The 24,421-nt window shown below is 37.8% G+C and carries 24 protein-coding genes and 1 tRNA gene; 10 read left to right on the plus strand and 15 right to left on the minus strand.

Annotated elements, in window-relative coordinates:
* Positions 1–64: 64 nt before the first annotated feature.
* From OW492_RS03200 to tyrS, 5 genes are all read right to left on the minus strand, one after another.
* Positions 65–1,471 (minus strand): imelysin family protein, encoded by a 1,407-nt coding sequence (locus OW492_RS03200; RefSeq protein ID WP_290038395.1) that lies wholly within the window; start codon positions 1,469–1,471, stop codon positions 65–67.
* 143 nt (positions 1,472–1,614) lie between these two features.
* Positions 1,615–2,487, minus strand: a complete 873-nt coding sequence (locus OW492_RS03205) for an FTR1 family protein (RefSeq protein WP_290038396.1) — start codon at positions 2,485–2,487, stop codon at positions 1,615–1,617.
* A 3-nt stretch (positions 2,488–2,490) separates the two neighbouring features.
* Positions 2,491–2,907 (minus strand): cupredoxin domain-containing protein, encoded by a 417-nt coding sequence (locus OW492_RS03210; protein WP_290038397.1) that lies wholly within the window; start codon positions 2,905–2,907, stop codon positions 2,491–2,493.
* Between the two features lie 452 nt (positions 2,908–3,359).
* Positions 3,360–4,109: a hypothetical protein gene (locus OW492_RS03215; protein WP_290038399.1), complete on the minus strand. Its 750-nt coding sequence runs from the start codon at positions 4,107–4,109 to the stop codon at positions 3,360–3,362.
* Positions 4,110–4,120: 11 nt separating this feature from the next.
* Positions 4,121–5,392 (minus strand): tyrosine--tRNA ligase, encoded by a 1,272-nt coding sequence (gene tyrS, locus OW492_RS03220; protein WP_290038400.1) that lies wholly within the window; start codon positions 5,390–5,392, stop codon positions 4,121–4,123.
* A gap of 136 nt (positions 5,393–5,528) precedes the next feature.
* Between tyrS and mtnN the strand changes: the two genes are divergently transcribed.
* On the plus strand, positions 5,529–6,224 hold the full coding sequence (gene mtnN, locus OW492_RS03225; protein ID WP_290038401.1) for a 5'-methylthioadenosine/S-adenosylhomocysteine nucleosidase: 696 nt from the start codon (positions 5,529–5,531) through the stop codon (positions 6,222–6,224).
* A gap of 14 nt (positions 6,225–6,238) precedes the next feature.
* Positions 6,239–7,192: a cobalamin biosynthesis protein gene (locus tag OW492_RS03230; protein ID WP_290038403.1), complete on the plus strand. Its 954-nt coding sequence runs from the start codon at positions 6,239–6,241 to the stop codon at positions 7,190–7,192.
* Positions 7,193–7,447: 255 nt separating this feature from the next.
* Here OW492_RS03230 and OW492_RS03235 read toward each other — a convergent pair whose 3' ends face one another.
* Complete coding sequence (locus tag OW492_RS03235) at positions 7,448–8,062, minus strand: FKBP-type peptidyl-prolyl cis-trans isomerase (RefSeq protein ID WP_290038404.1); 615 nt, start codon at positions 8,060–8,062, stop codon at positions 7,448–7,450.
* A gap of 162 nt (positions 8,063–8,224) precedes the next feature.
* Positions 8,225–8,782, minus strand: coding sequence for a bifunctional adenosylcobinamide kinase/adenosylcobinamide-phosphate guanylyltransferase (locus OW492_RS03240; RefSeq protein ID WP_290038405.1), 558 nt, complete (start codon positions 8,780–8,782; stop codon positions 8,225–8,227).
* A 235-nt stretch (positions 8,783–9,017) separates the two neighbouring features.
* Between OW492_RS03240 and OW492_RS03245 the strand changes: the two genes are divergently transcribed.
* Positions 9,018–9,926: a 2OG-Fe(II) oxygenase family protein gene (locus OW492_RS03245; protein ID WP_290038406.1), complete on the plus strand. Its 909-nt coding sequence runs from the start codon at positions 9,018–9,020 to the stop codon at positions 9,924–9,926.
* Between the two features lie 94 nt (positions 9,927–10,020).
* On the opposite strand, the gene OW492_RS03250 is transcribed toward OW492_RS03245, so the two are convergent.
* From OW492_RS03250 to OW492_RS03260, 3 genes are all read right to left on the minus strand, one after another.
* Entirely contained in the window at positions 10,021–10,518 is a 498-nt protein-coding gene (locus OW492_RS03250; protein ID WP_290038407.1) for a DUF2165 domain-containing protein, read from the minus strand.
* Positions 10,519–11,149: 631 nt separating this feature from the next.
* Positions 11,150–11,240: transfer RNA gene (locus tag OW492_RS03255), tRNA-Ser, on the minus strand.
* Between the two features lie 166 nt (positions 11,241–11,406).
* Positions 11,407–12,042: a PilZ domain-containing protein gene (locus OW492_RS03260; protein ID WP_290038408.1), complete on the minus strand. Its 636-nt coding sequence runs from the start codon at positions 12,040–12,042 to the stop codon at positions 11,407–11,409.
* Between the two features lie 221 nt (positions 12,043–12,263).
* Here OW492_RS03260 and leuS point away from each other — a divergent pair, with 221 nt between their 5' ends.
* The 5 genes from leuS (at position 12,264) to ggt (ending at position 19,027) form a co-directional block, all read left to right on the plus strand.
* Entirely contained in the window at positions 12,264–14,852 is a 2,589-nt protein-coding gene (gene leuS, locus OW492_RS03265; RefSeq protein WP_290038409.1) for a leucine--tRNA ligase, read from the plus strand.
* A gap of 153 nt (positions 14,853–15,005) precedes the next feature.
* Complete coding sequence (gene lptE, locus OW492_RS03270; RefSeq protein WP_290038411.1) at positions 15,006–15,533, plus strand: LPS assembly lipoprotein LptE; 528 nt, start codon at positions 15,006–15,008, stop codon at positions 15,531–15,533.
* A gap of 6 nt (positions 15,534–15,539) precedes the next feature.
* Positions 15,540–16,538, plus strand: coding sequence for a DNA polymerase III subunit delta (holA, locus tag OW492_RS03275; RefSeq protein WP_290038412.1), 999 nt, complete (start codon positions 15,540–15,542; stop codon positions 16,536–16,538).
* Between the two features lie 9 nt (positions 16,539–16,547).
* Entirely contained in the window at positions 16,548–17,201 is a 654-nt protein-coding gene (gene nadD, locus OW492_RS03280; RefSeq protein WP_290038413.1) for a nicotinate-nucleotide adenylyltransferase, read from the plus strand.
* 68 nt (positions 17,202–17,269) lie between these two features.
* Positions 17,270–19,027, plus strand: a complete 1,758-nt coding sequence (gene ggt, locus OW492_RS03285) for a gamma-glutamyltransferase (RefSeq protein ID WP_290038414.1) — start codon at positions 17,270–17,272, stop codon at positions 19,025–19,027.
* A 97-nt stretch (positions 19,028–19,124) separates the two neighbouring features.
* On the opposite strand, the gene OW492_RS03290 is transcribed toward ggt, so the two are convergent.
* Entirely contained in the window at positions 19,125–19,799 is a 675-nt protein-coding gene (locus tag OW492_RS03290) for a PilZ domain-containing protein (protein ID WP_290038415.1), read from the minus strand.
* Positions 19,800–19,987: 188 nt separating this feature from the next.
* Here OW492_RS03290 and OW492_RS03295 point away from each other — a divergent pair, with 188 nt between their 5' ends.
* A complete protein-coding gene (locus OW492_RS03295; protein ID WP_290038417.1) occupies positions 19,988–20,299 on the plus strand; it encodes a hypothetical protein in 312 nt (103 codons plus the stop codon).
* A gap of 60 nt (positions 20,300–20,359) precedes the next feature.
* Here the strand turns inward: OW492_RS03295 and OW492_RS03300 are convergent, their stop codons facing one another.
* From OW492_RS03300 to OW492_RS03310, 3 genes are read right to left on the minus strand one after another with little or no spacing between them, the layout of a single operon-like run.
* On the minus strand, positions 20,360–20,764 hold the full coding sequence (locus OW492_RS03300; RefSeq protein ID WP_290038418.1) for a GNAT family N-acetyltransferase: 405 nt from the start codon (positions 20,762–20,764) through the stop codon (positions 20,360–20,362).
* A gap of 33 nt (positions 20,765–20,797) precedes the next feature.
* On the minus strand, positions 20,798–21,100 hold the full coding sequence (locus OW492_RS03305) for a DUF2007 domain-containing protein (RefSeq protein WP_290038419.1): 303 nt from the start codon (positions 21,098–21,100) through the stop codon (positions 20,798–20,800).
* A gap of 57 nt (positions 21,101–21,157) precedes the next feature.
* Positions 21,158–21,634, minus strand: coding sequence for an acyl-CoA thioesterase (locus tag OW492_RS03310; RefSeq protein ID WP_290038420.1), 477 nt, complete (start codon positions 21,632–21,634; stop codon positions 21,158–21,160).
* A gap of 336 nt (positions 21,635–21,970) precedes the next feature.
* Here OW492_RS03310 and OW492_RS03315 point away from each other — a divergent pair, with 336 nt between their 5' ends.
* Positions 21,971–23,926, plus strand: a complete 1,956-nt coding sequence (locus OW492_RS03315; protein ID WP_290038421.1) for an EAL domain-containing protein — start codon at positions 21,971–21,973, stop codon at positions 23,924–23,926.
* Here the strand turns inward: OW492_RS03315 and OW492_RS03320 are convergent.
* The gene (locus OW492_RS03320) at positions 23,881–24,270 is read right to left on the minus strand and encodes a MerR family transcriptional regulator (protein ID WP_290038422.1); all 390 of its coding nucleotides are present in this window, start codon (positions 24,268–24,270) and stop codon (positions 23,881–23,883) included. The two genes, OW492_RS03315 and OW492_RS03320, sit on opposite strands and share 46 nt — an antisense overlap.
* Positions 24,271–24,421: the final 151 nt, after the last annotated feature.

Below are 24,421 nucleotides of genomic sequence, written 5' to 3' on the forward strand. Positions count from 1 at the left end.
TACGGTAAGTGGCGTTTGTTATTTCATGCTGGACTACATCGCTGTATTACAGCGATATAAGGTCTTATAGCTGAGTTTCTTCAGCATCCGTTACATCATTTGTAGTCAGTGAAATACCGTAAGCTTTAGACACAACAACCATTTGGTCGCCTAAACGACGTAATTGGTTTTTAAGCGTTACAATGTTTTGAACACTTTCTTCGTTTTCTGGACGAATTTGGTAATCAAAGTGCATTGTCGTTGTTGCTAATGTATTGATAGTAGCAATACGTGCTTCAATGTCTGTCATTAACTCAGTAATAGCAGCTTGCTCTTCAGTTGATACGTTATCAATAAATCCAGGGCCAACTTTTTTACCTTTGTATTCACCTAGTAATACGTTTTTAATGCCTTGATAGTTCAATGCAATATCACGGTGCGTGTTATCAGAGAAACATGAATGCTCATCTTCTTCACTTGGTGTTAATACAGCAACAGCAATACGTTCGTTTGCTAGTTCTGATTTAGAGAACACGCCAACACCAGCAAAGATTTGCTTAAGTGCAGTTGCTAGCTCGATATTTTTAGACGCTTGGTCACCCGTTAGTTGCTCTAGTAAAGCAGCGCGGTAAAGACCGTTATCACCACTTACTTTATCTTCCCAAGCACTTGCCACTACAGATAGATCATCAACCATTTTTTCAGCAACAGCACCAAGGTAAGCAAGACGACGCTCTGCTAATTTGTCTGTTGTGAAATCAGTTAGTGGGCGTTGACCTGCTGTCATTGCGCCATTGCTGATAGTGTCTTCAATCATGTTGTTGTAGTCTTGATCTTGACCCCAAAGCATGAATTCAATTGCATGGTAACCAGCTGCTACGTTTGCATCACCACCGTTAGTGTTTAACTCACCTAAAACTTCTGGTGTTAGTGTTGTTACATCAACCGCTGTTACGTCTTCACCACCTGGTGTAAACATACCTTGCGTATCGATAATATTACCACTAGTACGCTCGTTATTTGCATTCACAGTGTAATCAATCATGTTTTCATCTAGTGGCCAAGAGTTAAGTTCACCTTCAACACCACCGTAAGTCTCAGCTACCCAACCATCTTCAGCATCAATTGGACCGTTAGAAAGACGGAAAATCTCAGTGGTACCGTAACTTTCACGAGAAACTAACCATGCGTCTTTTGCTGCTTGTAATGTTGCCTCTGTTGGCTCAGCAACAAACTCGCTAATCGCTGTTTGTAGTGCTTTTGCATCTTTTACTGCATCAGAGTAGTTAGCAGAAGCAATACTTGCATAAGTTGATAATGTTGCTAGTTTATCGCTCTTAGATAAACCTGTTGTCGCTGCTTCACTCGGAGCAGCTGCTTCTACTGCTGCAGGTGCTTCAGTTTGTGCTGCAGCTGGTTTTTCAGCTTCTGAGTTACAAGCAGAAACTAATAGAGCTCCTGCAATCACAGTGCTTAACATTGTCTTTTTCACTTTTATTACTCCTGGTTTTACGTTTAAACGTTAGGAGCTTTATTACTATCAATAAAGCTCAAGTTATTAATTGCTTCCTGCAACTATGTAAATTGTGTTCTGCAATTTGTTTATAAAAATTTACTACTAATATTTGTTACTGGTTAAGCATGCTCAGCCGTCACATATGCAACAGGCTCTAATTTAGCTTTTGTTTGCCATTTAAGAATAACGATCACAGCAACCCAATAAGCACCTAATACAGCTAAGTCCCAACCTATCGGCTGTGAACGATAGGCAAATAATGAGGCTAATAAGTTGCCAAATACTGAGCTATCGCTCAATACACTGCTCATATCCCAGATATTGCTGTATAACCAGCCCGGTAAATCAGTTGCAGCAAGCGGCCCACCTAATAGTTTTTCCGAAGCAGCCAAGAACAGGGCAGATCCAAGAAATAACAACATGATTTCAGTGACCTTGAAAAACCATTTCCACGAAATGAACTTGCCACCTAATTGCAATGCATAAAACAGCACCATGGCTAAGGCTAAACCAATAGCGACAGCACTAAAAAAGCTCACATAAGAAGCTAAAGTACCCAATTGTAAAAGCGAACCATATAGGAACATCACCGTTTCAGAACCTTCACGACCAACGGCAATCATCGCGAGGAAGAAAACACCCCACCAGCTTTTTTTGCCTTGTAAGCTTTTCTCTAATCCAGCTTCTAGCTCTTTCTTTAATGTACGTCCATGAACTCGCATCCACAGCACCATTTGGACAATCAATGCACTGGCAAACGTTAACATGCCGACTTCAAACCAAGCGCGGCTTTCGCCACCTAATAAATCTGATACACCAATTAACGTTAACGTTAATAACGCGGCTAAACCAAAGCCACCTACTACCCCTGCAAGCAACCATTTTTTACCTGTTGCTGCATCCGCTCTTCCATCCATCCAAGCATAAAGAATTCCGATCACTAAGAGTGCTTCAATGCTCTCTCTACAGACGACAAAAATTGTTTGTCCCATCTTTTAATCCTTAGCTTTAACTACTATTTTACCGTGTGTTGTTGGTGCGAAGTCATCAAAGTAATCATAACTACCCACATCGAGAGGAATAATCACTAATGTCGTTTCAGCGCCCATAAAGAGAACCTTTTCTTGGCGTAACTGGTTACTTTCAAACTCAGCAGGTTTATTACCAAGATTACGTACTACCAGACGAAATTTAGTTTTTTCAGGTACGACTAATTCAGCTGGCGTTAACACACCATCTTTCATCTCAACAAGATAGGTTTTTAATTTTTTATAACGTGGATCATTCATTTCTACACTAAAACCATCAGCATCTAGTTGTGCTGTTTTGGCTGCTTCGCTAGCAAAGGCTGATGAGTTGATTGTCATGAGAGCAATAAATGAGGAAAGGAAAAAAATACGGGTGAACTTCATTAATAATGTTCCAAAAAGTATTAAGTTAAAATTGATTGATATAAATACAATAAACAAGAAATAACATATCAAATGATAATTATTTAGATTCGTATTGTGATTTATTTAACCGAACGATGTCAAGTAAATAGTACAAAGCGACTTATTTAATATGTTTGAAAGACTTATTATTTATTCTTTTTTTTAAAATAAGTGCGCTTCGCGGCACCTACCAATAAAGTTTCAATGACGGGGTTTTACTAAACGTAGAGAGTGAATGAAAGGACTAATTTGTTGCCAATGTGCTCATAATTAAACCAGTGATAATATTTACACTATGCTAAAAAGTACTTTTATTTCAATATAATCCCCTCCTTTAATTACAAAAAAGGCCAGAAGCATAATGCGTCTGGCCTACTATTAATAATCGTTATCTGTTTAAAGGATAAGGTTATTTGATGAATCAGCAAAGATTAAAAAGCGAAGGTTACATTCGCAAGGAAATCTTTATCATCATTAACACTTGCACTGATACCAAAAACATCAGAAATTTGAACACCAGCATCTAATGTCGCTGTCCATTCATTTAAGTCTTCGCCTTTAAAGCCATATGCATAAGTTGGTGTTACACCGACCCAGTACATGTGGTCAAATCGGTAACGAGTCGTTGCATCGAATTTAACGTAAGTTGTATCACTGAAATGATCGCCCCAAATAAAACCAACGCTTACTTTAGGGTGGAATCTTACTTTATCTTCCATGAATGGCAGTTTAGCGAAAAAACCGATTGAGTTGTCATTCAGGTCATCATAATCAGTGTGATCAATACGCATGTCTTCACTCCAACTATTATCAAATGCAACACCTGAATTAGAAGCAGAGTTCAAGATAAAATAGTTGGTTTCGTAATGCTCTAAATCTTCACGTGCTGCAAGTGTAAAGCTATGCTTATAAACACCGCTTAAGTAGCCACCATAAGTAGCCGATAAATCAACACCTTGATTACCACCACCAATACTTGCGTGAGAGTAGATAGCCGTTGGATCACTCATATCAACCCAAGTACTAGGATCACTTTCTGTTTCAGTAAGTGGCACAGACTCTGTTACTGCAGGAGTATCATCAGAGAAAGTAACATCTTCATCTGCTGCGAATAACGATAAAGAAGAAAGACTTAACAATGAACCAACCGAAGCGGTTAAAACACATTTTTTTAAAATCATATGATTCTCTTTTATTTCCAAATAAATAGATTAAATAAACGTTTGCCGCGTTTAATTAACGTGTAGCGTGAGAATAATGCATCAGCTTTTGTAATAGTCGCTTCAGTATCGGTTATTTTCTCACCATTTACCATCACCGCGCCATTATTGACAAATTCACGAGCCATCTTGTTTGAAGCCGCTAACTCACAACTTGTTAATAGTTCAACAATTGAAGCACTATCATTATTCACATCCGTCGCTGGTAAACCATCTTGTGCTAATTGCGCAAGGTCAGACTCACTTAGGTTGCTTAAGTTCCCTGAAAATAACGCTTCTGTAATACGCTCTGCCGATGCTAAACCTTCTTCACCATGCACTAAACGGGTTACTTCACGTGCTAAGATGCCTTGACCTTGTGGGCGTCCTTTAATGTTTTTATCTGTTTCTTCAATTTCCGCAATCTGTTCGACGGTTAAGAAAGTAAAGTAACGTAGGAACTTGTAAACATCAGCATCTAGCGTAGTGATCCAGAATTGGAAGAAAGCATAAGGTGATGTTTTTGCAGGATCTAACCAAATGGTACCTGATTCAGTTTTACCAAACTTAGTACCATCTGCTTTAGTTACTAGCGGCATAGTTAGACCAAATACTTTCTCTTGGTTCATACGACGAGTTAGATCGATACCACCAGTAATATTACCCCATTGATCAGATCCACCAATTTGTAACGTACAGTTTTTCTCTTTATTTAATGCCGCGAAATCATAAGATTGAAGCAACATGTAGCTAAACTCAGTAAATGAGATACCTGCACCTTCACGATCAATACGTTGTTTAACAGACTCTTTTTGAATCATAGCGTTAACACTGAAGTGCTTACCAACATCACGTAAAAAAGAGATGCTGTCCATTTTACTGATCCAATCTAAATTATTTACCACTTCAGCTGCGTTATCTTGTTCGCCAAATTCAATAAAAGCACTTACTTGCTTTTTAATTGAATCAACCCAGTTTGCAACAATATCATCACTGTTTAATTTACGTTCAGCGGCTTTAAAGCTTGGGTCACCAATTAACCCTGTTGCTCCACCCACTAATGCCAATGGCTTGTGACCAGCTTCTTGGAAACGTTTTAAAATTAATAACGGTACTAGGCTACCAATATGTAAACTATCAGCTGTCGGATCAAAGCCACAATATAATGTACGACTTCCACTTGATAAATGTTCATGTAACTCTTCATCAGCGGTTGTTTGAGCGATTAAGCCACGGGCTTTTAGATCTTCTATTAAGGCATTCATTTACTTTTCCTGGTTTACTAGCAATAATTGGCTAGGATTTTACACAGTTACTCACCACAAAAAAACCTTAGAGTGAAGATATCGTCAACAATATGATAGCATTACACTTTTATAGGTATAACAAAGAGAAAAACAGATGAAAATAGGCATTATTGGTGCAATGGATGAAGAAGTTAGCATCTTAAAATCAGCGATGAATAACGTTACTACAAGCAAAGTCGCAGGTTGCGAATTTTACCAAGGTGACCTTAACGGCAAACAAGTGATTTTAACTAAATCAGGTATAGGTAAAGTCGCTGCAGCTGTTGCAACGACATTATTACTGGATCAGTTCTCTCCTGATGTCGTCATTAACACAGGTTCAGCTGGCGGATACGACACGGCATTAAATGTAGGTGATATTGTTATTTCTACGGAAGTAAGGTTCCACGATGTTGACCTGACTGCTTTTGGTTATGAAATTGGACAAATGGCACAATTGCCAGCTGCTTTTGAAGCAACGTCTTCTTTAGTTGATATTGCTGAAGATGCAGCAAAAACATTACCAGGTTTAAACATCATCAAAGGATTAATCTGTACTGGTGACATCTTTATGGCTGACCCAGTAAAAGCAGAAGTAGCGCGTAACAACTTCCCTACTATGGCTGCATGTGAAATGGAAGCTGCAGCGATTGCTCAGGTTTGTTTCCAATTCTCAGTACCATTTGTCATTATTCGATCTCTATCTGATATTGCAGGTAAAAAATCTGAACTCTCTTTTGATGAGTTTTTACCTGTTGCAGCAAAAAACGCTTCTATATTAGTAGAAGCCATTGTAGATAGATTGAATTAATGCAATCCCTTTTAATGTTAATAGAACAGCACGCAGCCTTTTTCAGTTTTTTAACTGCGGCCTTGTGCTCGTTCTGTTTTTCATTACCTAGAGATCTAAATCCTCTTTCTGCTTTTGCACTTATTTTTCAACGTATCGCGCTCAAAGTAAATCGACCTGATCGCAATGATGGCTATAAACGACTAGCAAGCATGTTGGCGTTTTCGCTAATTTTCTTTCCCATTGTATTAATTATTAGCCAACTTTACGTTGTTGCTTTCAAGCCTTTTATCATTGATTTAGTCGCAATTTATTTACTGTTATCTTGGCACGATAAAATGCACGTATATAAACAGATAGACAACGACTTGCAATATGAAAGCCTAGCCACGGCTAAGTTGTTATTAGATAAGCTTACCCTTAGAGAAACAAAACCTTTATCCCAATTAGGCACACATAAAGCAACCATTGAGTCTTTAGTGTTACAGTTAACCAACGGTTGGTTTGCAGTAATATTTTGGTATTTAGCGACAGGCATATACGGCGCTCTATTTTATCAACTAATGCATATTTGCGGGCAACAATGGAATTGCAAGTTACCGCAATATAGCGCATTGGGAAAACTCCCCTCTTTAATTACAAGCTTATTACAAATTCCTGTACATATTATTGTTAGTTTCACTTTTGCTTTATACGATAAACCAATAAAAAACTTATTTAAAAAGTTCAAACAGGGTGCTGATTGGCATCACTTTTCATCTGGTTTGTTATTAAGTAGCTTTGGTTTAAGCACGGAAACACAATTAGGTGGAGTACGTTTATACGAAGAACAGAAGATCACCTACGCCAATATCGGTTTTGACCAACAGCCAAGCGCACAAAAAGTGAGCCTAGCCATTCAACGTATTAGCTTAAGCGCCTGGTTTTGGTTGGTGTGTATTAGCGGATATGAATTCCTTCCTTTGATATTAGAGCATTTTAGTCAGTAGTGGGTAAGGTGGAAGGTTAAAGGTTAAAGCAGCACGCCTCTAAAACCTATTTCATCTTTTTCATCGATAAAAGAATGCCAAAGCGAAGCTACTATCCCCCTGAAAAACATAAAGTCAAAGCAAGCACCCCTTTAATGATGTTTTGTTAGTTTATAATCACATAATCAAACACGTAGGCTAAAATAAATCACCAAGCATAAAAAAACCTTCCCTGTTACCAGAGAAGGTTTTTAAGCTAAAACCAATTAAATAAAATTATTTAATTGCTAGTAGTTCAACTTCAAATACTAATGTAGCGTGTGGACCGATTGCAGCACCTGCGCCACGTTCGCCGTATGCAAGACCAGCTGGAATAGCTAGTTTGTATTTAGCACCTGGAGACATTAATTGTAGTGCTTCAGTCCAACCAGCGATAACGCCGCCAACTGGGAATTCAGCTGGTTGACCACGTTCAACAGAGCTATCAAATACAGTACCGTCGATTAAAGAACCGTGGTAATGAACACTTACTGTAGATTCAGCAGTTGGTTTTTCGCCTTCACCTTCAGTAATAACTTCGTATTGAAGACCAGATTCAGTGACTGTAACGCCATCTTTTTTAGCGTTTTCAGCTAGGAATGCTTCACCAGCTGCACCTAATACTTTCGCTTGCTCAGCAGCAGCAGCTTGCATACGCTCAGAGATTACTTGGAAAGCAGCTTGAAGGTCTTGTTGTGAAACTTTGCTTTCAGCGCCAGCGAAAGAATCAGCAATACCAGCAGAAACAGCAGAGATATCTAAACCCTCAAAAGGATTAGAAGCAAGTTGCTCACCCATTTGTAAACCGATACCGTAACTTGCTTGTTGCTCTTGAGTAGTATATTCAGACATAATTATTCTCTTATATAATTGAATTTTTGGGTTTCCCCATCGATGTTATTAATTATATGGGGAACAAAAATAAGATTTAAAGGGAAAAACCATAAAAAATTACATTTTATTTAAATAAATTAAAAAATCCCTTATAAAACAAAGATAATCTATCTAAACTCTTTATTTTAATTGCTGTTTTAACCCGGCGGTTAACAGATAAACCTGTTCAGATAGTGCAGCGACCTCCTGATTTAATTTACCTAATTGATCCGTATATCGCCTTTGTAATGGTGTTTCTCCAATCAAACCGCAACCGACTTCCCCGGTCACGATGATCACATGACATGTTGCATCTCTTAAAAATGCCAATAAGGCAGCTTGCTGCTCTGCCATTATGTCTAGATTCTTTTGAAGCGTATTATCCAATGATAAATACCAACCAACCCAAGTGGATAAACATTCAATTAAAACGATATTGTCAGGTTTATCGAGAGATTTTAAAACAGATAACAAATCTAATGTTTGATAATTCAGTTCATAGGTTGTGATCGGTTGTCCAAAACGTAACTCACGATTTTTTTGATGTAGTTTGATACGCTCAACCGTTTCTTCACCAAAGGCAACACTAGTGGCAACATAGGCTGGCTTCATTGCGTTATTGTTGGTCAGTTCCAATAACAGATCTTCCGCAGCATCGCTTTTACCACTGCGCACACCACCTATAAATAATTGAATCATGTTTACCCTTTGATATTGATATGACTATGTTGTTCATAATACAGAATATAGTTATAAATTAATGGTTTAAATATAACGCTCTATCGTAGACATAAAACAGAACCCAGTTCGGTGTTAACTATTATATACAAAACCTTGAATCTGTTTCATAACAAGCCCTGTTTATCAACAAAACCAATTGTAATAAATTAACTTCAACGCCAACACAGGCGACCCTAATATTGGAGTAAACATTATGTCAGCAATTCAATTACAAAGAGCACAAGAACTGAGATTACCTTCTCAAACAGCAATGTTATACAGAGAGTCTTCAGTACAACATTTCTGGGATACTAACAAATCAACCTTAATAGATGCATGGGCTGAGTGGGAAAAAACACAAGAAAATTCATTCCTATTAAACGGTAGTCTCTTTGATAAAGCGTTACGTGAAGCCATCACTCAAGCTTGGCAAGATCCTAGTAAAGAGTTCGCAGTTAAAGATCTATTAACAGAAGTAGCATCGGATGTGTATCAATTGCAATTGTTTGATCCAGCAAAATTAGCGGCGTTAAGAGCGTATTTAAAAAACGCATGGAATGCACAAATCCCATTACGCCCACCCTACGGTATCGCTTTAAACCGTGGTGGAGCAATGTTGGACAAACGCTCTGAAGGTTACTTTGCAGCACCTAGCTTCCAAGCTTTTTATCAAGAGGTATTAGATATTTATATGCGACCAATTTCGCGACTATTATTCCCTGAGATAATCGGGTTTGATACGCAAACATTTGGTTTTTCTATTAACTATAAACCAACGACTGATAACTCACTTCGCCCACATTCGGACGCATCAGCAGTCACATTAAACGTAAATTTGAATATACCAGGAGAGGAGTTTACTGGTTCAAGCGTGGACTTTTTTGACCAAAGCAGTGGAAAAATGATCCCACTAACATTCACACCTGGTAGTGCAATGTTACACCGAGGCTCTGTTGTGCACACAGCACAGCCAATCAGAAGTGGTGAGCGTACTAATTTTGTAATGTGGTTATTCGGTAATAGAGGCCAAACTCCGTTACCCAATACAACAAGACCAATAATAGCTGCAACTGAGCGTTGGACAAAAACACAAAGCCTTACAGATAATTACGCGCCTTTTTAGGCTTTGAAAATGCGAGACGTACATCACCTTTACTAGCTGCGAAATCTAGTAAAGGTGATGCTTTTTCTACACAATATTTCTACGGCTCTTTCACTTAATTTGAAGCATCTTCATATTGATTAATAAAGCCTAGGGTCAGGAACAAGATAACAATAAATCGAAATGCCCCCTCTTGGCCATTCCAAATAGGTGACTGCCACATTAAGAACCATTCCGCACCAATCGTCATAAAACCAGTAAACCATAAAATAATTCCTACAAATAACCCTATACTCGCTAACTTTTTAGCTTGGTTAAATTGAGTCTTATCTTGGGTTAATGCTTTAAGCATATTGATTGCACCTAAAAGACATAACAAGCTCACTAGCCCTTCGCTAGCAATAATCAACCAGTAAAACAGATTATGTAAAAATGTTGACTCGATCGCCCTGGATTTCAACTGATTACCTTCAAAGGTTGTATCCATAGTAAGTACATGTTCTACAAAGGCATAATTAGAGCCATAATCAACAATGTTATTATAAGAGACTAACCCTGCAAATAACGCCACGCCTGCCACTAACAACGTTTTTATTACTCTCAAATGCCGCATATTCATTTCCCTTATTATTTTCAAATTAATTTTCCAATGTTTAATTTCATTATTTATCCTCTTTAATCAAATCAAGTCTTATGAAGCACAAAGAAAATAATCCGATCGGACAAATAAATAACAGCACAATTTATGCCAGCTTGGGATGAGTGCTGAAATAAGTGATGGAATGCAATGTCTGACGGGGTATAAGTATGATAATGACTGAGCTGGGTAATTTTAAAGCTGTGCTGCAGACAATATTATTGACTAAGAAAATTCAATTCCATAAGCGCTTATTCGCACTTAAATGGTGAAAAGCAATTTTGCATGCACAGCATTAGCTCAGAGAATTACTGAGAGAAATGAGAAAATAAAAAACATGAACCATTAAGCAGAGCATAGCTGCTCACCTTTTCTTTTTAAACTAAAGCTTAGTAGTGCTCTGTCTGGTTATGGCTAGGAATATAGCAATACTGACAAAGTCACAGTATTTTTAAACATAGAAGTTAAGTCTTTTAATGGCTAATTAAAAAATAGATTAAGTTGGTGAAGTAGACTGTATCAATTAACAAGATATAGAAGGTAGGATAAAAGTAAACTGACTGAAACGAAAAAAGGCTTCTCAAATGAGAAGCCTTTTTTCTTAATGTGGCGGAGGAGGAGAGATTTGAACTCTCGGAGAGCTATTAACCCTCGCTGGTTTTCAAGACCAGTGCATTCAGCCGCTCTGCCACCCCTCCGCAGAACGAGACGAATAATACAGAGTTTAAGCCTTGTTTGTAAAGGAACTTTTTACAAAAAAAAACTGTTTGTCGAATAATCCAACAAACAGTTTAAATAAAAAACATTCTGATCAATTCTTATACCAGTGCTATTAAAGAAATATCCTTAACGACAAGCTAATATTTATTTGAATCTATTAATATGCGCTTCAGGATGTTGTTCCGCATGACATTTAAACAAATATTCTGTTAATGAAGACAGCATATTATCATCACCCTCTTTACCTAGAGAATAAGCAACTGTATGTTGATCGATACGTCTAATTTGAGACCCTGAAATAGCTAAGCGTTCCTGGTCTGGCAACTGTAGATAAATGTTACTGAGTTCTTTAGGTAATGTCTCGCTTTCAGGGTCATCGATCAGCAAAGAGATACCAGAAGCAGATAAATCCTTAACTCGGTATGGTAAAACTTCACCTTTTTCGTTCACAATGCTCATGGCCGTGTTGTTAGATAAACGCCATGAGCGAAGTTGGTCACCGGTTTCAAAAATCTTAGGAGACTTAAGGCTCATGCTAAAGTTACTAAAATCGCCCATTTGCATCTGTACAGGAAACACTAAATGATGATTGCCATAATTAGCAACTAATTGTAAATCATCTGCTAAACCAAGTTGAAACAACAATGATTCTTGGCCAGATTTTCCTGAAATATCATAAACCAGTTCTTTATTTTCTGCTTTTTCAGTTTCTGCTAGCATTTCAGACAGCAGATCTAATTCCTGATCGTTGATTAATAATTCTTCATGTAATTTAGCCATCTGCTCTTCGCCTTTTGTCACTTATAATTATATATAGTAATACTTTACTGCAGTTTTTGCTTTTTATGTCCAAAAAATTCACTTTTTATGTGGTTCTTTATCTCAATAATTCATATTTCTTAAAAAATAGCCTCTGATTCTTCATAAATATTGTTGCAAAGCAACTGCTACTGTATCCTACAGCCCTTATTATTTCATTTTTCATTGCAGGCAGACTGAATATGCAAGAGTTATACAACCCTAAAGAGATTGAAGCTAAATTCCAAAAATATTGGGATGACAATCAATCATTTAAAGCGACAGAAGATCCAACAAAAGAGAAATACTACTGCCTCTCTATGTTCCCTTACCCGAGTGGGAAGTTACACATGGGCCACGTGCGTAACTACACCATTGGTGATGTTGTTTCTCGTTTCCAACGCATGCAAGGCAAAAATGTAATGCAACCTATGGGTTGGGATGCATTTGGTTTACCTGCAGAAAATGCAGCGATTAAAAACAATACTGCACCAGCAGGTTGGACTTACGAAAATATTGCGTACATGAAAACACAGCTTAAACAGCTAGGTTTTGGTTATGACTGGAGTCGTGAACTAGCAACTTGCCAGCCAGAATATTACCGCTGGGAACAATGGTTCTTCACTAAATTATTAGAAAAAGATTTAGTATATAAGAAAATGGCAACAGTTAACTGGGATCCGGTAGATCAAACTGTATTAGCTAACGAGCAAGTAATTGATGGTCGCGGATGGCGTTCAGGTGCCGTTGTTGAGCAAAAAGAGATCCCACAGTGGTTTATTAAAATCTCAGCTTACGCACAAGAATTATTAGATGATTTAGACCAGTTAGAAGAATGGCCTGAGCAAGTTCGTACCATGCAGAAAAACTGGATTGGTCGTTCTGAAGGCATCGAAATGGACTTTAAAGTGGCAAACAGTGATGAAACTTTCTCTGTTTACACAACTCGTCCTGATACAGTGATGGGTGTCACTTATGTGGCAGTTGCTGCACAACATCCTTTAGCACTTGAAGCGGCAAAATCAAACCCAGCATTAGCAGCATTCTGTGAAAGCTGTAAAAATGTAAAATTAGCAGAAGCTGATTTAGCCACTATGCCCAAAGAAGGTGTGGATACAGGTCTAAAAGCTATCCACCCTATTACCGGTAAAGAAGTGCCAATTTGGACAGCTAACTTCGTATTAATGGGTTACGGTTCTGGTGCGGTAATGTCGGTTCCTGCACATGACCAACGTGACTTTGAGTTTGCTAAGCAATACGGTTTAGATATTAAAGCTGTAATCAAACCTGCCGATGCAGAAGTTGATGTTAGCGCTGAAGCATACACAGAAAAAGGCGTTTGTTTTAACTCTGGTGATTTCGCTGAATTAGAAGGCCTCACTTTTGAAGCAGCATTTGATGCCGTTGAAGCTAAGTTAGTAAGTGAGAATAAAGGTAAGCGCCAAGTTAACTTCCGTTTACGTGACTGGGGTGTTTCTCGCCAACGTTACTGGGGTGCTCCGATTCCAACATTAACATTGGAAGATGGTACCGTGGTACCCGTACCTGAAGACCAACTGCCGGTTGTGTTACCTGAAGATGTAAAAATGAATGGCATCACGTCGCCAATCAAAGCGGATTTAGAGTGGGCAAAAACAACTTACCAAGGTCAACCTGCTACACACGAAACAGATACTTTTGATACCTTTATGGAATCAAGCTGGTACTACGCACGTTACTGTTCACCGCAAAGTGATGACCAGATGCTTGACCCAGAAAAAGCAAACTACTGGTTACCAGTAGATCAATACATTGGTGGTATTGAGCATGCTATTTTACACCTTCTATACTCGCGTTTCTTCCATAAGTTATTACGTGATTTTGGATTAGTAAACAGCGATGAGCCATACAAAAAGCTATTAACGCAAGGTATGGTATTAGCAGACGCTTATTACTATGAAGATGAGAAAGGCGGTAAAGTGTGGGTTGCACCAACAGATGCAATCACAGAAACAGATGCTAAAGGTAAAGTAATTTCAGCGAAAACAGCTGACGGTCAAGAATTGGTTTATGACGGCATGAGCAAAATGTCTAAATCAAAAAATAACGGCATTGACCCACAGTTAATGATTGATAAATACGGCGCGGACAGCGTTCGTTTATTCATGATGTTTGCGGCACCTTCTGACCAAACTCTTGAATGGTCTGATTCTGCATTAGAAGGCTCTTTACGTTTCCTTAAACGTTTATGGAAATTAGCATTTGATCATGTTCAAGCTGGTGATGTTGCTGAATTAGATGTGAAAGTATTTAATGACAACCAAAAAACATTACGCAGAGAAGTACATAAAACAATTGCTAAAGTAAGTGATGATGTTGGTCGTCGTCAAACTTTCAATACTGCAATTGCTGCGGTGATGGAACTGATGAACAAACTAACGAAAGCACCGACTGCGGACGTACAAGATCGAGCTATTTTACAAGAAGCACTAGTAGCCATCACTAAACTACTATCACCAATCACACCACATATTTGTGCAGAGTTGCACACGTTATTAGGCTCTGAAGGTGATATTCTATCTGCACCTTGGCCGACAGTGGATGAATCAGCTTTAGTTGAAGATTCAAAACTGATTGTGGTACAAGTAAATGGTAAATTACGTGCAAAATTAACAGTGCCAGCTGACGCTTCACAGGAACAAGTTGAAGCACAAGCAAACGCTGAAGAAAATGTAAATAAATTTACTGAAGGTAAAACAGTACGTAAAGTGATTTATGTACCAGGTAAGCTACTGAATATTGTAGCTAACTAGTTTGTTACGCTATTGATTAAACGATTAATAGCACTAGCAAATCACGTCATCAACCGCTTATTTATGAGCGGTTGATGAGCGTTTAATTTTATTAAAAAACACATCAACCCGTTTATATTATTGATTGTCATAGACACTACAAAAGGCTTTTTTATGTATTCACTTCGCCCTCAAGCTTTTTATCGCCGCTTTATGTTATTTGCGACTTTGGCAATGACTGTAATGCTCTCTGGTTGTGGATTTCACTTGAAACACAGTGATGGTTTAGTAGAAAAGTTTCCAGAAATATATGTGCAAACCAGTAACCCTAAAGGTGAGTTAGCACGTCTGGTTAAACTCCGCCTAGTAGGTGCAAATATTAAAGTATTAGCAGCACCGAATGAAGATACTGCCATCTTAAGATTAATATCAGAAAAACAAAGTAAACGTACTATTTCTCTGTATGCGACGGCACAAAATGCTGAAAAAGAGATTGGTTACATCATGAAGTATTCTATTAAAATGCCAAATTACACGCCAAAAAATTACAGCGTAAATTTATACCGTGACTTTTTATACGACTCAACACAAGCACTAGCAAAATCTCGTGAAGAAGAACAATTAATAGAAGAGTTACGTGTAGTTGCAGCTGACCACATCATCTCTACTATGTTAAGTATTGAAAACAATTCTCCAGAGTAACGGTTAATGCGCATTTACCCAGAACAGTTATTAAAGCAGCTGCAACAGACGTTACCTAGCTGCTGCTTAATCTTTGGTGATGAAGCATTATTAACCATTGAAGCGCTTGAACAAATTCAAACGCAAGCTAAGCAACAAGGCTTTTTAGAACGTTTTAGTTACAGCCTAGATGGCAGTTTCGACAAAGATCAAATATTTAGTCAATTCAATACTCTATCTCTTTTTTCTGAAAGACAAATCATAGAATTATCCTTGTCTAAAACAACCAAGGATAATACGGATTTTATTAAAGAGATAACCCCTCTACTAAATCCAGATACTTTATTAATACTTAAAGGCCCTAAACTCACCACGCAACAATTAAAAAGTGCTTGGTTTACCAAACTAGAGCAACAAGGCTTATTTGTATCTACTAACGCGTTGTTACCACAGCGCTTTCCACAGTGGTTGTACCAGCGTTTAAAAGTAGTTGGTTTAAGTGCGGATAATGAAGTGATTGACTTTCTGACTTTGCATTTTGAAGGTAATTTACTGGCGGCCAAACAGGAAATTGAGAAGCTGTCTATTTTGTTCCCTAAACAGCACTTACACTTGCCGCAAGTCGAACAAAGCATCACTACCCATAACCATTTCAGCCTGTTTCAATGGGTTGATAGTTTATTAGCCGGTGATAAAGCACGTAATGCGCGGATCATTAAACAACTCAATGCCGAAGGTACTGAACTGCTTTTACTGAGTGCAACTTTAAGCAGTGAAGTGCAAAAACTACTTAATTACGCCTATCAATTAACGCATACACCTTTAAGCCAGTTACTTGCGCAACAAAAACCTAAATTATGGCCTGCGAAACAAGCTTTAATTACTCAGGCCCTCACTCGCTTAAAAATACCTCAACTTGAAAATATTTTAATTGCTTGTGCAGATTTAGAAATTTCAGTTAAAGTAGAAAATCGTTCAGATATTTGGCTACAACTGGATGCTATCTGTTATCAGTTTTTCAAATAAAGGAATTGAATGAACAAAAAACACGAGTCTGCAATTGGCTTTTTGGGAGGGACATTTGATCCTATTCATTTTGGGCATTTACGTCCTGCATTAGAGATTCAGGAAGCACTTCAGCTCCAGTCTTTATACCTCATGCCAAATTATATTGCACCGCATAAAGCAACTAGTTTAGCCAGCACTGAACAACGCATTGAAATGGTTAAATTAGCCATTCAAGATACCCCTAGCTTACAAATGGATACACAAGAGCTATTACGCAACTCTCCTAGCTATACAGTGGAAACCTTAGCACTATTAAGAGCACAATACCCTAATACGCCGATCTGCTTCATTATGGGAATGGACTCATTAATTAACTTCCATACTTGGTATCGCTACCAAGATATTTTGCAATATTGCCATCTTGTTGTTAGCCATCGACCGGGTTGGTCACCGCAATTTAACGAAACAGTCTCAACGATTCTCGCCAAGCATCAAACACAAGATACAACAGATCTGCATTCATCACTTAATGGTTGTATCTATTTTCAAAGCACAACACAGCTAGATATTTCTTCATCACAAATTCGTAAGCTATGCGCGAATAACCAAGGCATAGAATTTTTAACGCCTACCCCTGTCTGTCACTACATTAAGGAGCAAAACTGTTACCAATTAAAATAAATAATTGGTATTACGCCTGACTTTATACCTTCGATAATAAATCTACACAAAAATAAAGGAATAGTATTATGTTAGATCTGATCAAAAATAAAATAGCCAAACCTATTAGCTTATTGGTTGTCTCCACTTCATTTTTATTAACTGCACCAGCGATTAATGCGGCTACCACTTCCCAACCGGCGATCTTTAGCCAAATGTCGATTCATCACCCAGTGTGGGCAAAGAGCGGTATGGTTGCAACACAAGAAGCACTTGCGACTAAGATTGGTGTTGAGATTTTAAAGCAAGGCGGTAATGCGGTAGACGCAGCAGTGGCGGTAGGTTATGCGCTTGCAGTTACTTTACCAAGAGCAGGTAACCTTGGTGGCGGTGGTTTTATGTTAGTTTATTTAGCTGACAAAGAGCAAGTTATTGCCATTGATTATCGAGAAAAAGCACCAGCTACTGCATCACGTGATATGTATTTAGATGAAAATGGTGATGTTGTACCGGGTTTATCTAAATTCCATGGTTTAGCCATTGGTACACCAGGCACTGTGATGGGCTTAGAGCATGCGCGTAAAACCTACGGCACACTTTCAAGAGAAGCATTGATCGCTCCGGCTATTAAGTTGGCAAAAGATGGCATTATCGTTACACCTGATTTAGAAAACTCGTTAACGGCGATGCAAGAACGTTTAAGTAAATGGCCTAATACCAGCAAAATATTTTATAAAAAAGATGGTGCAAACTACCATGCTGGAGAGCTACTTAAACAAACTGACTTAGCTAAAACACTTTCTTTAATTAGTGAGCAAGGTGAAAAAGGTTTTTATCAAGGTCCAGTAGCTGATGCTATTGTATCGAGCATTAAAGAGGCTGGCGGTACAGTTAGTCAACAGGACTTAATCGACTACAACTCTGTTGATCGTAAAGCCATTGAAGGTACATACCGAGGTTACCAAATATTCTCTATGCCACCTCCATCTTCTGGGGGGGTTCACATAGTACAAATCCTTAATATGCTAGAAAATTACGATATTAAAAAGATGGGCCACAATAGTGCTCAACATATTCATACCATGGTTGAAAGTATGCGCCGTGCTTATGCTGACCGTAGTTTACATTTGGGTGATAGTGACTTTGTTAAAGTACCTGTAAAAACCTTAACCAGTAAAAAGTATGCAAAACAACTAGTTGACGGTATTGACCCAGACAAAGCAACACCAAGCTCTGAGATTTTGCCTGATGCAGACTTGCCTTATGAAAGTAACCAAACGACTCACTTTAGTATCGTTGATAAATGGGGTAATGCCGTGGCCAATACTTATACCCTAAACTACAGCTATGGTTCTGGGATTGTCGCCGAAGGTACTGGCGTTTTATTAAATAATGAAATGGATGATTTCTCTTCAAAACCAGGCGTAGCTAATGGTTATGGATTGATTGGTGGTGAAGCAAATGCTATTGAGCCTGGTAAACGCCCACTGAGTTCCATGAGCCCAACTGTTATCCTAAAAGATAATGAATTATTCATGGTAACCGGTACACCAGGCGGTTCAAGAATCATCACCACCACTTTACAGGTGATTTCTAATGTTATCGACTTTGATATGAATGTTGCCGATGCCACTGCAGCACCGCGTATCCATCATCAATGGTTACCTGATTACATTCGTATGGAATCTGGTTTGAGTTTAGATACAATCAAACTGTTAGAAGCAAAAGGACATCAACTTAAAGTTGAATCTGCAATGGGAAGTACGCAAAGTATTATTAAATCTGAAACTGGATTATATGGTGCGTCTGACCCACGTCGCCCTTCTTCTCTTAGTGAAGGTTACTAATCTTCCATAGTTAGCAATAAAAACTAAGCAGTTTACCTTCAGATAACCGATAGAATTGAAGGTAAGCTGCTTTATTGTCAATCAGTTTGGAATAACATTATTTTTGTAAATAGTGTAAAAGTAATTGCTGAATCGCAGATTGCACATCTTCAGGTGTGGTAAATACTAAACCATATTGTACTTCGTCATTAACGCCTAATTCTTTATTACTCTTTAATGCTACTGATAGCGTCACTTTTGAGCTACCATCTCCTAAATCAATCAACAATTGATAAATCCCACCTATCGAAAGGCTGCCCTGCTTTTTACAAACAAACGCACAACCTTGAATAGATACATCAATCAATACACCGTTTGCTAATACAGTATCACTTTCAGAATTGACTAACGCCGCTTCAATACTAACGTCAACACGGCGGTGTTTACGTAACGGCACTGATTCTATATTTTTAGGGTAATCAAGCACTAACCAACGACCAGTAATAGTCATAATTTTTTGTATCGACGTACGAAAAGCAGTGACGTTAGCTTGCTGCTGTTCACTATTCATAAAGCGAACAATCACATCATTCGTCTCTTTTAGATGTGGTAAGGCTTTGATCCAAGAAGCATCATTGCCAAATGCCAGAATAACCGACATATTTGGGTCGATGCCTATTAAACGTGTTTTTAAACGAATAGGCTTAGTGGGTGTGACAACTTGAAGGTGCACTACTTCACCACAATTAACATGATTTAAACGAGTCAATTCTCGATTATCAATCTTAGTCACTTACCTTCCCCTGTATTAAAATCCTTTCCCTTATGACATATTTTACCATGGTTCAAAAATCATAGAAGCGCCTTTGTAACAAGAATAGCAATTATGAGCTCTATCTTCAGTGAAAAAAGATGGCTAAGGTGGTGATAAATGAACGGATCAGTTATGATCTCAATTAAGTTTATTATATGAGAAAAATCATGACACAACCGGTTATCAGCAAAAAACAGCTTATCGATACATTGACACTTTGGCATCAAAAAAAAATCGATAATGAACAATTACAAGATTGGATGGTGACACATTTTGATCCACCAGAGACATTAATTGGTGAAGATGAGCCTGAATTAGTTCAAGAAGCAATGCACGTGATCATGAATGAATATGAACTTGCAAAATTAGATAAGTTTAAGGAGCAAGGGTATGAATTTGCGATGCAGTTCTTACAATGTAACGAAGCCAACTTTACTCAACTAAGACAGCAATTTATCCATCAAGGTTTCAGCGATTAGTTCAGCGACTAAGGCAGTTTTAAATTGACTGCCTTTATTCTAAGTCAGAATTAACGTGAGTTATAAATGGCGTGCCATTTTATAGTAAGCCACATCACTTTTATAAAATAACTCTCCTTCCACTTCAAAACCAAAACCTTGATAAAAAGCTAAAGCAGATTCTCTTGCATCAAACCAAAAATAGCTGGTGCCTGCTTCTTTTAGGGCATTAATAATAAACCTTAACATCAAACTACCCGCACCTTTACCTTGATAGTCAACTAAGGTTGCAAACTTTCTTAAGCGAACACAATCATGATCGCGATAGATCGAAGCAACACAAATCAATTGACCGTTTAATTCCACTGCATAATGTAATGCTTGTTCGTCACCTTCGACAATGCAGAACTCAGGCTTTTTATCTGGCCATAAAACTTGATGGCGAATGGCAATCGTTTGTTGCCAATCAATTTCAATAATACGCAAATAGCCTTCCTTTATGTCAATTTTAATGCACGATTACTTTGCTTGCTGACACTGCCAACAAAAATCAAAGGAGCCATCATTACTCTCATTGCAACTATTACAAACCCAGTCAGGTGTATCAGCACTTTGCTGAGATTGCATTGCGATAGCTAATGCTTGTTGATGATCATTATCGTCAAAGACCCAAATTTCCGGCCAGCTATCTACGGCAGAAGTTTCACCCATTGCACCTTGTGTAAACTCATTCTTAATAAATGTTTGAATGCCTTGCGCTTCTATCAAATTTTTTATGTTACCGACAATAAAGTGGTTATCATGGCTATACACTAGTTTCATTATGGCTGCCTATTTATCTATTCAACTTCTTATTTATTGATAATAAGTAGAACGGAATTAATCCATATATATTTCCATTTCGTCACCTATTTTTTTACGCATCTCCATCAACTTAACAGCCGTTTCGTGCTGTTTAATGTCTTCTTCACTTTCTGGCACCCATTGTGGTACTAATTCAGATTGACCATTTTGATCAACGGCAACCATGATCACTATACAATGTGTTGTCGTGCGTTTATTTAAAGATTTAGGATCACAGGCATTCACCTCTAGGGCAATATGCATTGATGTTTTGCCTGTATAAACAACTTTTGCTTTTACTTCAACTAAGCTACCAACATGGATCGGGGCAACAAAGCGAATACCACCAGCATAAGCGGTAACACAATAACGTCCGCTCCATCCAGCAGCACAAGCATAAGCAGCAAGGTCAATCCATTTCATCACTGCGCCACCGTGTACCTTCCCACCAAAATTTACATCCTGTGTTTCAGCTAAAAATCGAAGTGTTATATCACGTTGTGGTTTTTTCATTATTATTCTCAATAAGTATTAGGGTTATTTAAATTTATATCGTTAACAGTGGCTTAGCAAATATTTAATCGTTTATTAACAACGAACTCAGTACCGTTGGTTATGTAAGCTTTTAATATTTACTATTTAGATATCAATAAGATAATAAAATCAGACTTATAATATACTTAAAATATTTTAATTACCTATCGCATTATAGCCACTAAACAATAAAACCATAAAAATAACACTCCTATATTGGTAGTTTTTTCTGCTAAAATAGCAAACAGAGTTACATTATTTATTAACTCGTTACACACAAAATATTACGATTGTTAATAATAAAAATAGGCTTCTATGCAGGTAAATATAGACCAATTACATACCGCGATCTGGATTTATGATATTGATGCCTATGCAATAATCTGGGCAAATACAGCTGCATTATTGTTGTGGGATAGCGCTAGTATCGATGACTTAGCCCAACGTGATTTTAAGATAGGTCAATCTGACGCTATCAATGAAACCATTGAACAATATCGTCGTGCATTTAAAGAGAATAAAGTCGTACAAGAAAACTGGTTTTTCTCTCCAAAAGGCAATGAAACAGAGGCATTGTGTCAGTTTTCAGGAGTGACTCTGGAAGATGGTCGATTAGCGATGTTAGTTGAAGCCACGCCAACTTTAGCACATACAACGATGCAGTTTAAAAGTGCAACAATCATCTCTTTATATAATTTAAATGGCGAATTCCTGAGTGCTAACTCTCCCTTCGCCAAAAAATTTAGTAGCACCACCACACATTTAAAAGACCTATGTTGCGATCATCAAGATGCGCTGAACTTACTGCAAGCGATCGATAAAGAGGAAAAGTTTGAATCTGATATCTTAATGAAGACTTGTTATGGCGATAACTGGTTTAGAGTGATTGCCAATAGAATTAAAAACCAAGATGACTCGACACATATCTTAATTAATCAATATGATATCCATGAAAGTAAAATTGTTGAGCAAAATTTACGTCAACAAGCATGGGCAGACCCGTTAACGAACTTAGTAAATAGACGTGGTTTAATCGATACTTTAAAACCTATGTTTGAAAAACAAACTCCTTTTACTTTGCTATATATCGACCTAGATGGCTTTAAAATGGTTAATGACTCTCTTGGGCACAGACAAGGTGATGAGATACTAGTTAAAGTGAGTGAACGGTTAAAAGAGCACAAGCAAAAAGGCGATATCCTTTGCCGTTTTGGCGGAGATGAGTTTATTTTCATTATTGAAAACGGTTCATCACAGAGTGATATTTCTACTACATTACGTTGCCAAGCTATCATCGACTCCTTAAGTGAACCTTATCAAAGCTTCCTAAGTCGAGAACTTTTATTATCTGCCAGTATTGGCGTAGCAGATTACCCTAATGATGCACAAAGCTACGAGCAAATTATCGCTTATGCAGATGCCGCTATGTATCACGCTAAAAAACTCGGTAAAAAGCAATGGGTGCAATACCAAACAGGCATGGAAAATAGCCAAAAACGTTTAAGTGTAATTGCACAAAAATTGTCTTTTGCCTTAGCTAATAATGAACTTTACTTGCATTACCAACCTGTACTTGATTGCTCCACAGGAAAGATCGTTTCCTTTGAGGCTTTATTAAGATGGTATAACGATGAGCTTGGGTTTGTTTCACCAGAAGAAGCAATTAGTGTTGCTGAAGAGGTTGGCTTAATATACGAAATTGAAACCTGGGTGCTGGACCAAGCTCTGCATGATCTCCTAACCCTCAAAGATCTGTTCCACCCTAGTATCACCATGGCTGTTAATTTATCTGGGTTACATTTGGTTAACCCTAACTTAGTCGATACTATTTTATACATGCTCGATAAACATGACTTACAGGCACAAGACTTGATTCTTGAATTGACAGAAAGTGTGTTGCTAACTGATGTTAATCATAGCAATAGCCCAATTAATACTCTAGCTAGCCACCAGATTAAAGTCAGTATTGATGATTTTGGTACAGGTTATTCTTCTTTAGCCTACTTGCACACCATTCCTGCAACCACGGTAAAGGTAGATAAAACGTTTCTAGAAAATATCAATAGCACTTTAACTCTGGAATGTATTCAGCGTTTAGTGACTGACTTATCGATGAATAGTTTAATTGAAGGTATTGAAACGGAAGAGCAAGCAGAGTTGTTAAACTCATTAGGTTATCGCTTACAGCAAGGTTACTATCATGGCCGCCCACAACCACTTTCATATTACTTAAGCGCCGACACACAAAGGCAATCAGAGGTTTCTGACTGATGGCATTGCTCAACTAGTGTTAATAGTTGTAACTCTAGCTCCTTTAATTTCGCTATCTTATTCCTAACATCCGTTAAATGACTCTGCACAATAGAATGCGATTTTTGGCCACTATCAAACTGACCGTTTTGTAATTTAATCAATTGTTTAATCTCTTTGAGACTAAACCCTAGTGCACGACTATGGCAGATTAGATTTAATCGTTCGCAATGTGCTTGTGTATATTGACGCTGATTTCCTGTGCTGCGAGTCGCTTTATCTAAAATACCTATCTCTTCGTAATAACGAATGGTAGGTATTTTACACTGTGCCAGTTTACTCAGTTGACCAATTGAATAAATCATATGCATCTCCTCGTTAAACTATTTTTATTAAATAACTGTTCGATATTTTGTATAGGAAAAATGACTTAGTTTAAAACGGAACATTCATAACTAATTGTTAAATTTACAAATAATCCATAAATTACCTTAACAAGAATAATAGGATAGCTAA

The sequence above is a fragment of the Psychromonas sp. 14N.309.X.WAT.B.A12 genome, from assembly GCF_030397575.1.
Classification (GTDB): domain Bacteria; phylum Pseudomonadota; class Gammaproteobacteria; order Enterobacterales; family Psychromonadaceae; genus Psychromonas.

What these genes read in the sequence shown, in the direction of transcription:
- holA (WP_290038412.1), top strand. Translation starts at nt 15,540, where the DNA reads ATGCGCATTTACCCAGAACAGTTATTAAAGCAGCTGCAACAGACGTTA.
- OW492_RS03250 (WP_290038407.1), bottom strand. Translation starts at nt 10,518, where the DNA reads ATGCGGCATTTGAGAGTAATAAAAACGTTGTTAGTGGCAGGCGTGGCG.
- OW492_RS03215 (WP_290038399.1), bottom strand. Translation starts at nt 4,109, where the DNA reads ATGATTTTAAAAAAATGTGTTTTAACCGCTTCGGTTGGTTCATTGTTA.
- lptE (WP_290038411.1), top strand. Translation starts at nt 15,006, where the DNA reads ATGTATTCACTTCGCCCTCAAGCTTTTTATCGCCGCTTTATGTTATTT.
- mtnN (WP_290038401.1), top strand. Translation starts at nt 5,529, where the DNA reads ATGAAAATAGGCATTATTGGTGCAATGGATGAAGAAGTTAGCATCTTA.
- OW492_RS03230 (WP_290038403.1), top strand. Translation starts at nt 6,239, where the DNA reads ATGTTAATAGAACAGCACGCAGCCTTTTTCAGTTTTTTAACTGCGGCC.
- ggt (WP_290038414.1), top strand. Translation starts at nt 17,270, where the DNA reads ATGTTAGATCTGATCAAAAATAAAATAGCCAAACCTATTAGCTTATTG.
- nadD (WP_290038413.1), top strand. Translation starts at nt 16,548, where the DNA reads ATGAACAAAAAACACGAGTCTGCAATTGGCTTTTTGGGAGGGACATTT.
- OW492_RS03315 (WP_290038421.1), top strand. Translation starts at nt 21,971, where the DNA reads ATGCAGGTAAATATAGACCAATTACATACCGCGATCTGGATTTATGAT.
- OW492_RS03205 (WP_290038396.1), bottom strand. Translation starts at nt 2,487, where the DNA reads ATGGGACAAACAATTTTTGTCGTCTGTAGAGAGAGCATTGAAGCACTC.
- OW492_RS03310 (WP_290038420.1), bottom strand. Translation starts at nt 21,634, where the DNA reads ATGAAAAAACCACAACGTGATATAACACTTCGATTTTTAGCTGAAACA.
- OW492_RS03210 (WP_290038397.1), bottom strand. Translation starts at nt 2,907, where the DNA reads ATGAAGTTCACCCGTATTTTTTTCCTTTCCTCATTTATTGCTCTCATG.
- tyrS (WP_290038400.1), bottom strand. Translation starts at nt 5,392, where the DNA reads ATGAATGCCTTAATAGAAGATCTAAAAGCCCGTGGCTTAATCGCTCAA.
- OW492_RS03260 (WP_290038408.1), bottom strand. Translation starts at nt 12,042, where the DNA reads ATGGCTAAATTACATGAAGAATTATTAATCAACGATCAGGAATTAGAT.
- OW492_RS03295 (WP_290038417.1), top strand. Translation starts at nt 19,988, where the DNA reads ATGACACAACCGGTTATCAGCAAAAAACAGCTTATCGATACATTGACA.
- OW492_RS03240 (WP_290038405.1), bottom strand. Translation starts at nt 8,782, where the DNA reads ATGATTCAATTATTTATAGGTGGTGTGCGCAGTGGTAAAAGCGATGCT.
- OW492_RS03235 (WP_290038404.1), bottom strand. Translation starts at nt 8,062, where the DNA reads ATGTCTGAATATACTACTCAAGAGCAACAAGCAAGTTACGGTATCGGT.
- OW492_RS03305 (WP_290038419.1), bottom strand. Translation starts at nt 21,100, where the DNA reads ATGAAACTAGTGTATAGCCATGATAACCACTTTATTGTCGGTAACATA.
- OW492_RS03245 (WP_290038406.1), top strand. Translation starts at nt 9,018, where the DNA reads ATGTCAGCAATTCAATTACAAAGAGCACAAGAACTGAGATTACCTTCT.
- leuS (WP_290038409.1), top strand. Translation starts at nt 12,264, where the DNA reads ATGCAAGAGTTATACAACCCTAAAGAGATTGAAGCTAAATTCCAAAAA.
- OW492_RS03320 (WP_290038422.1), bottom strand. Translation starts at nt 24,270, where the DNA reads ATGATTTATTCAATTGGTCAACTGAGTAAACTGGCACAGTGTAAAATA.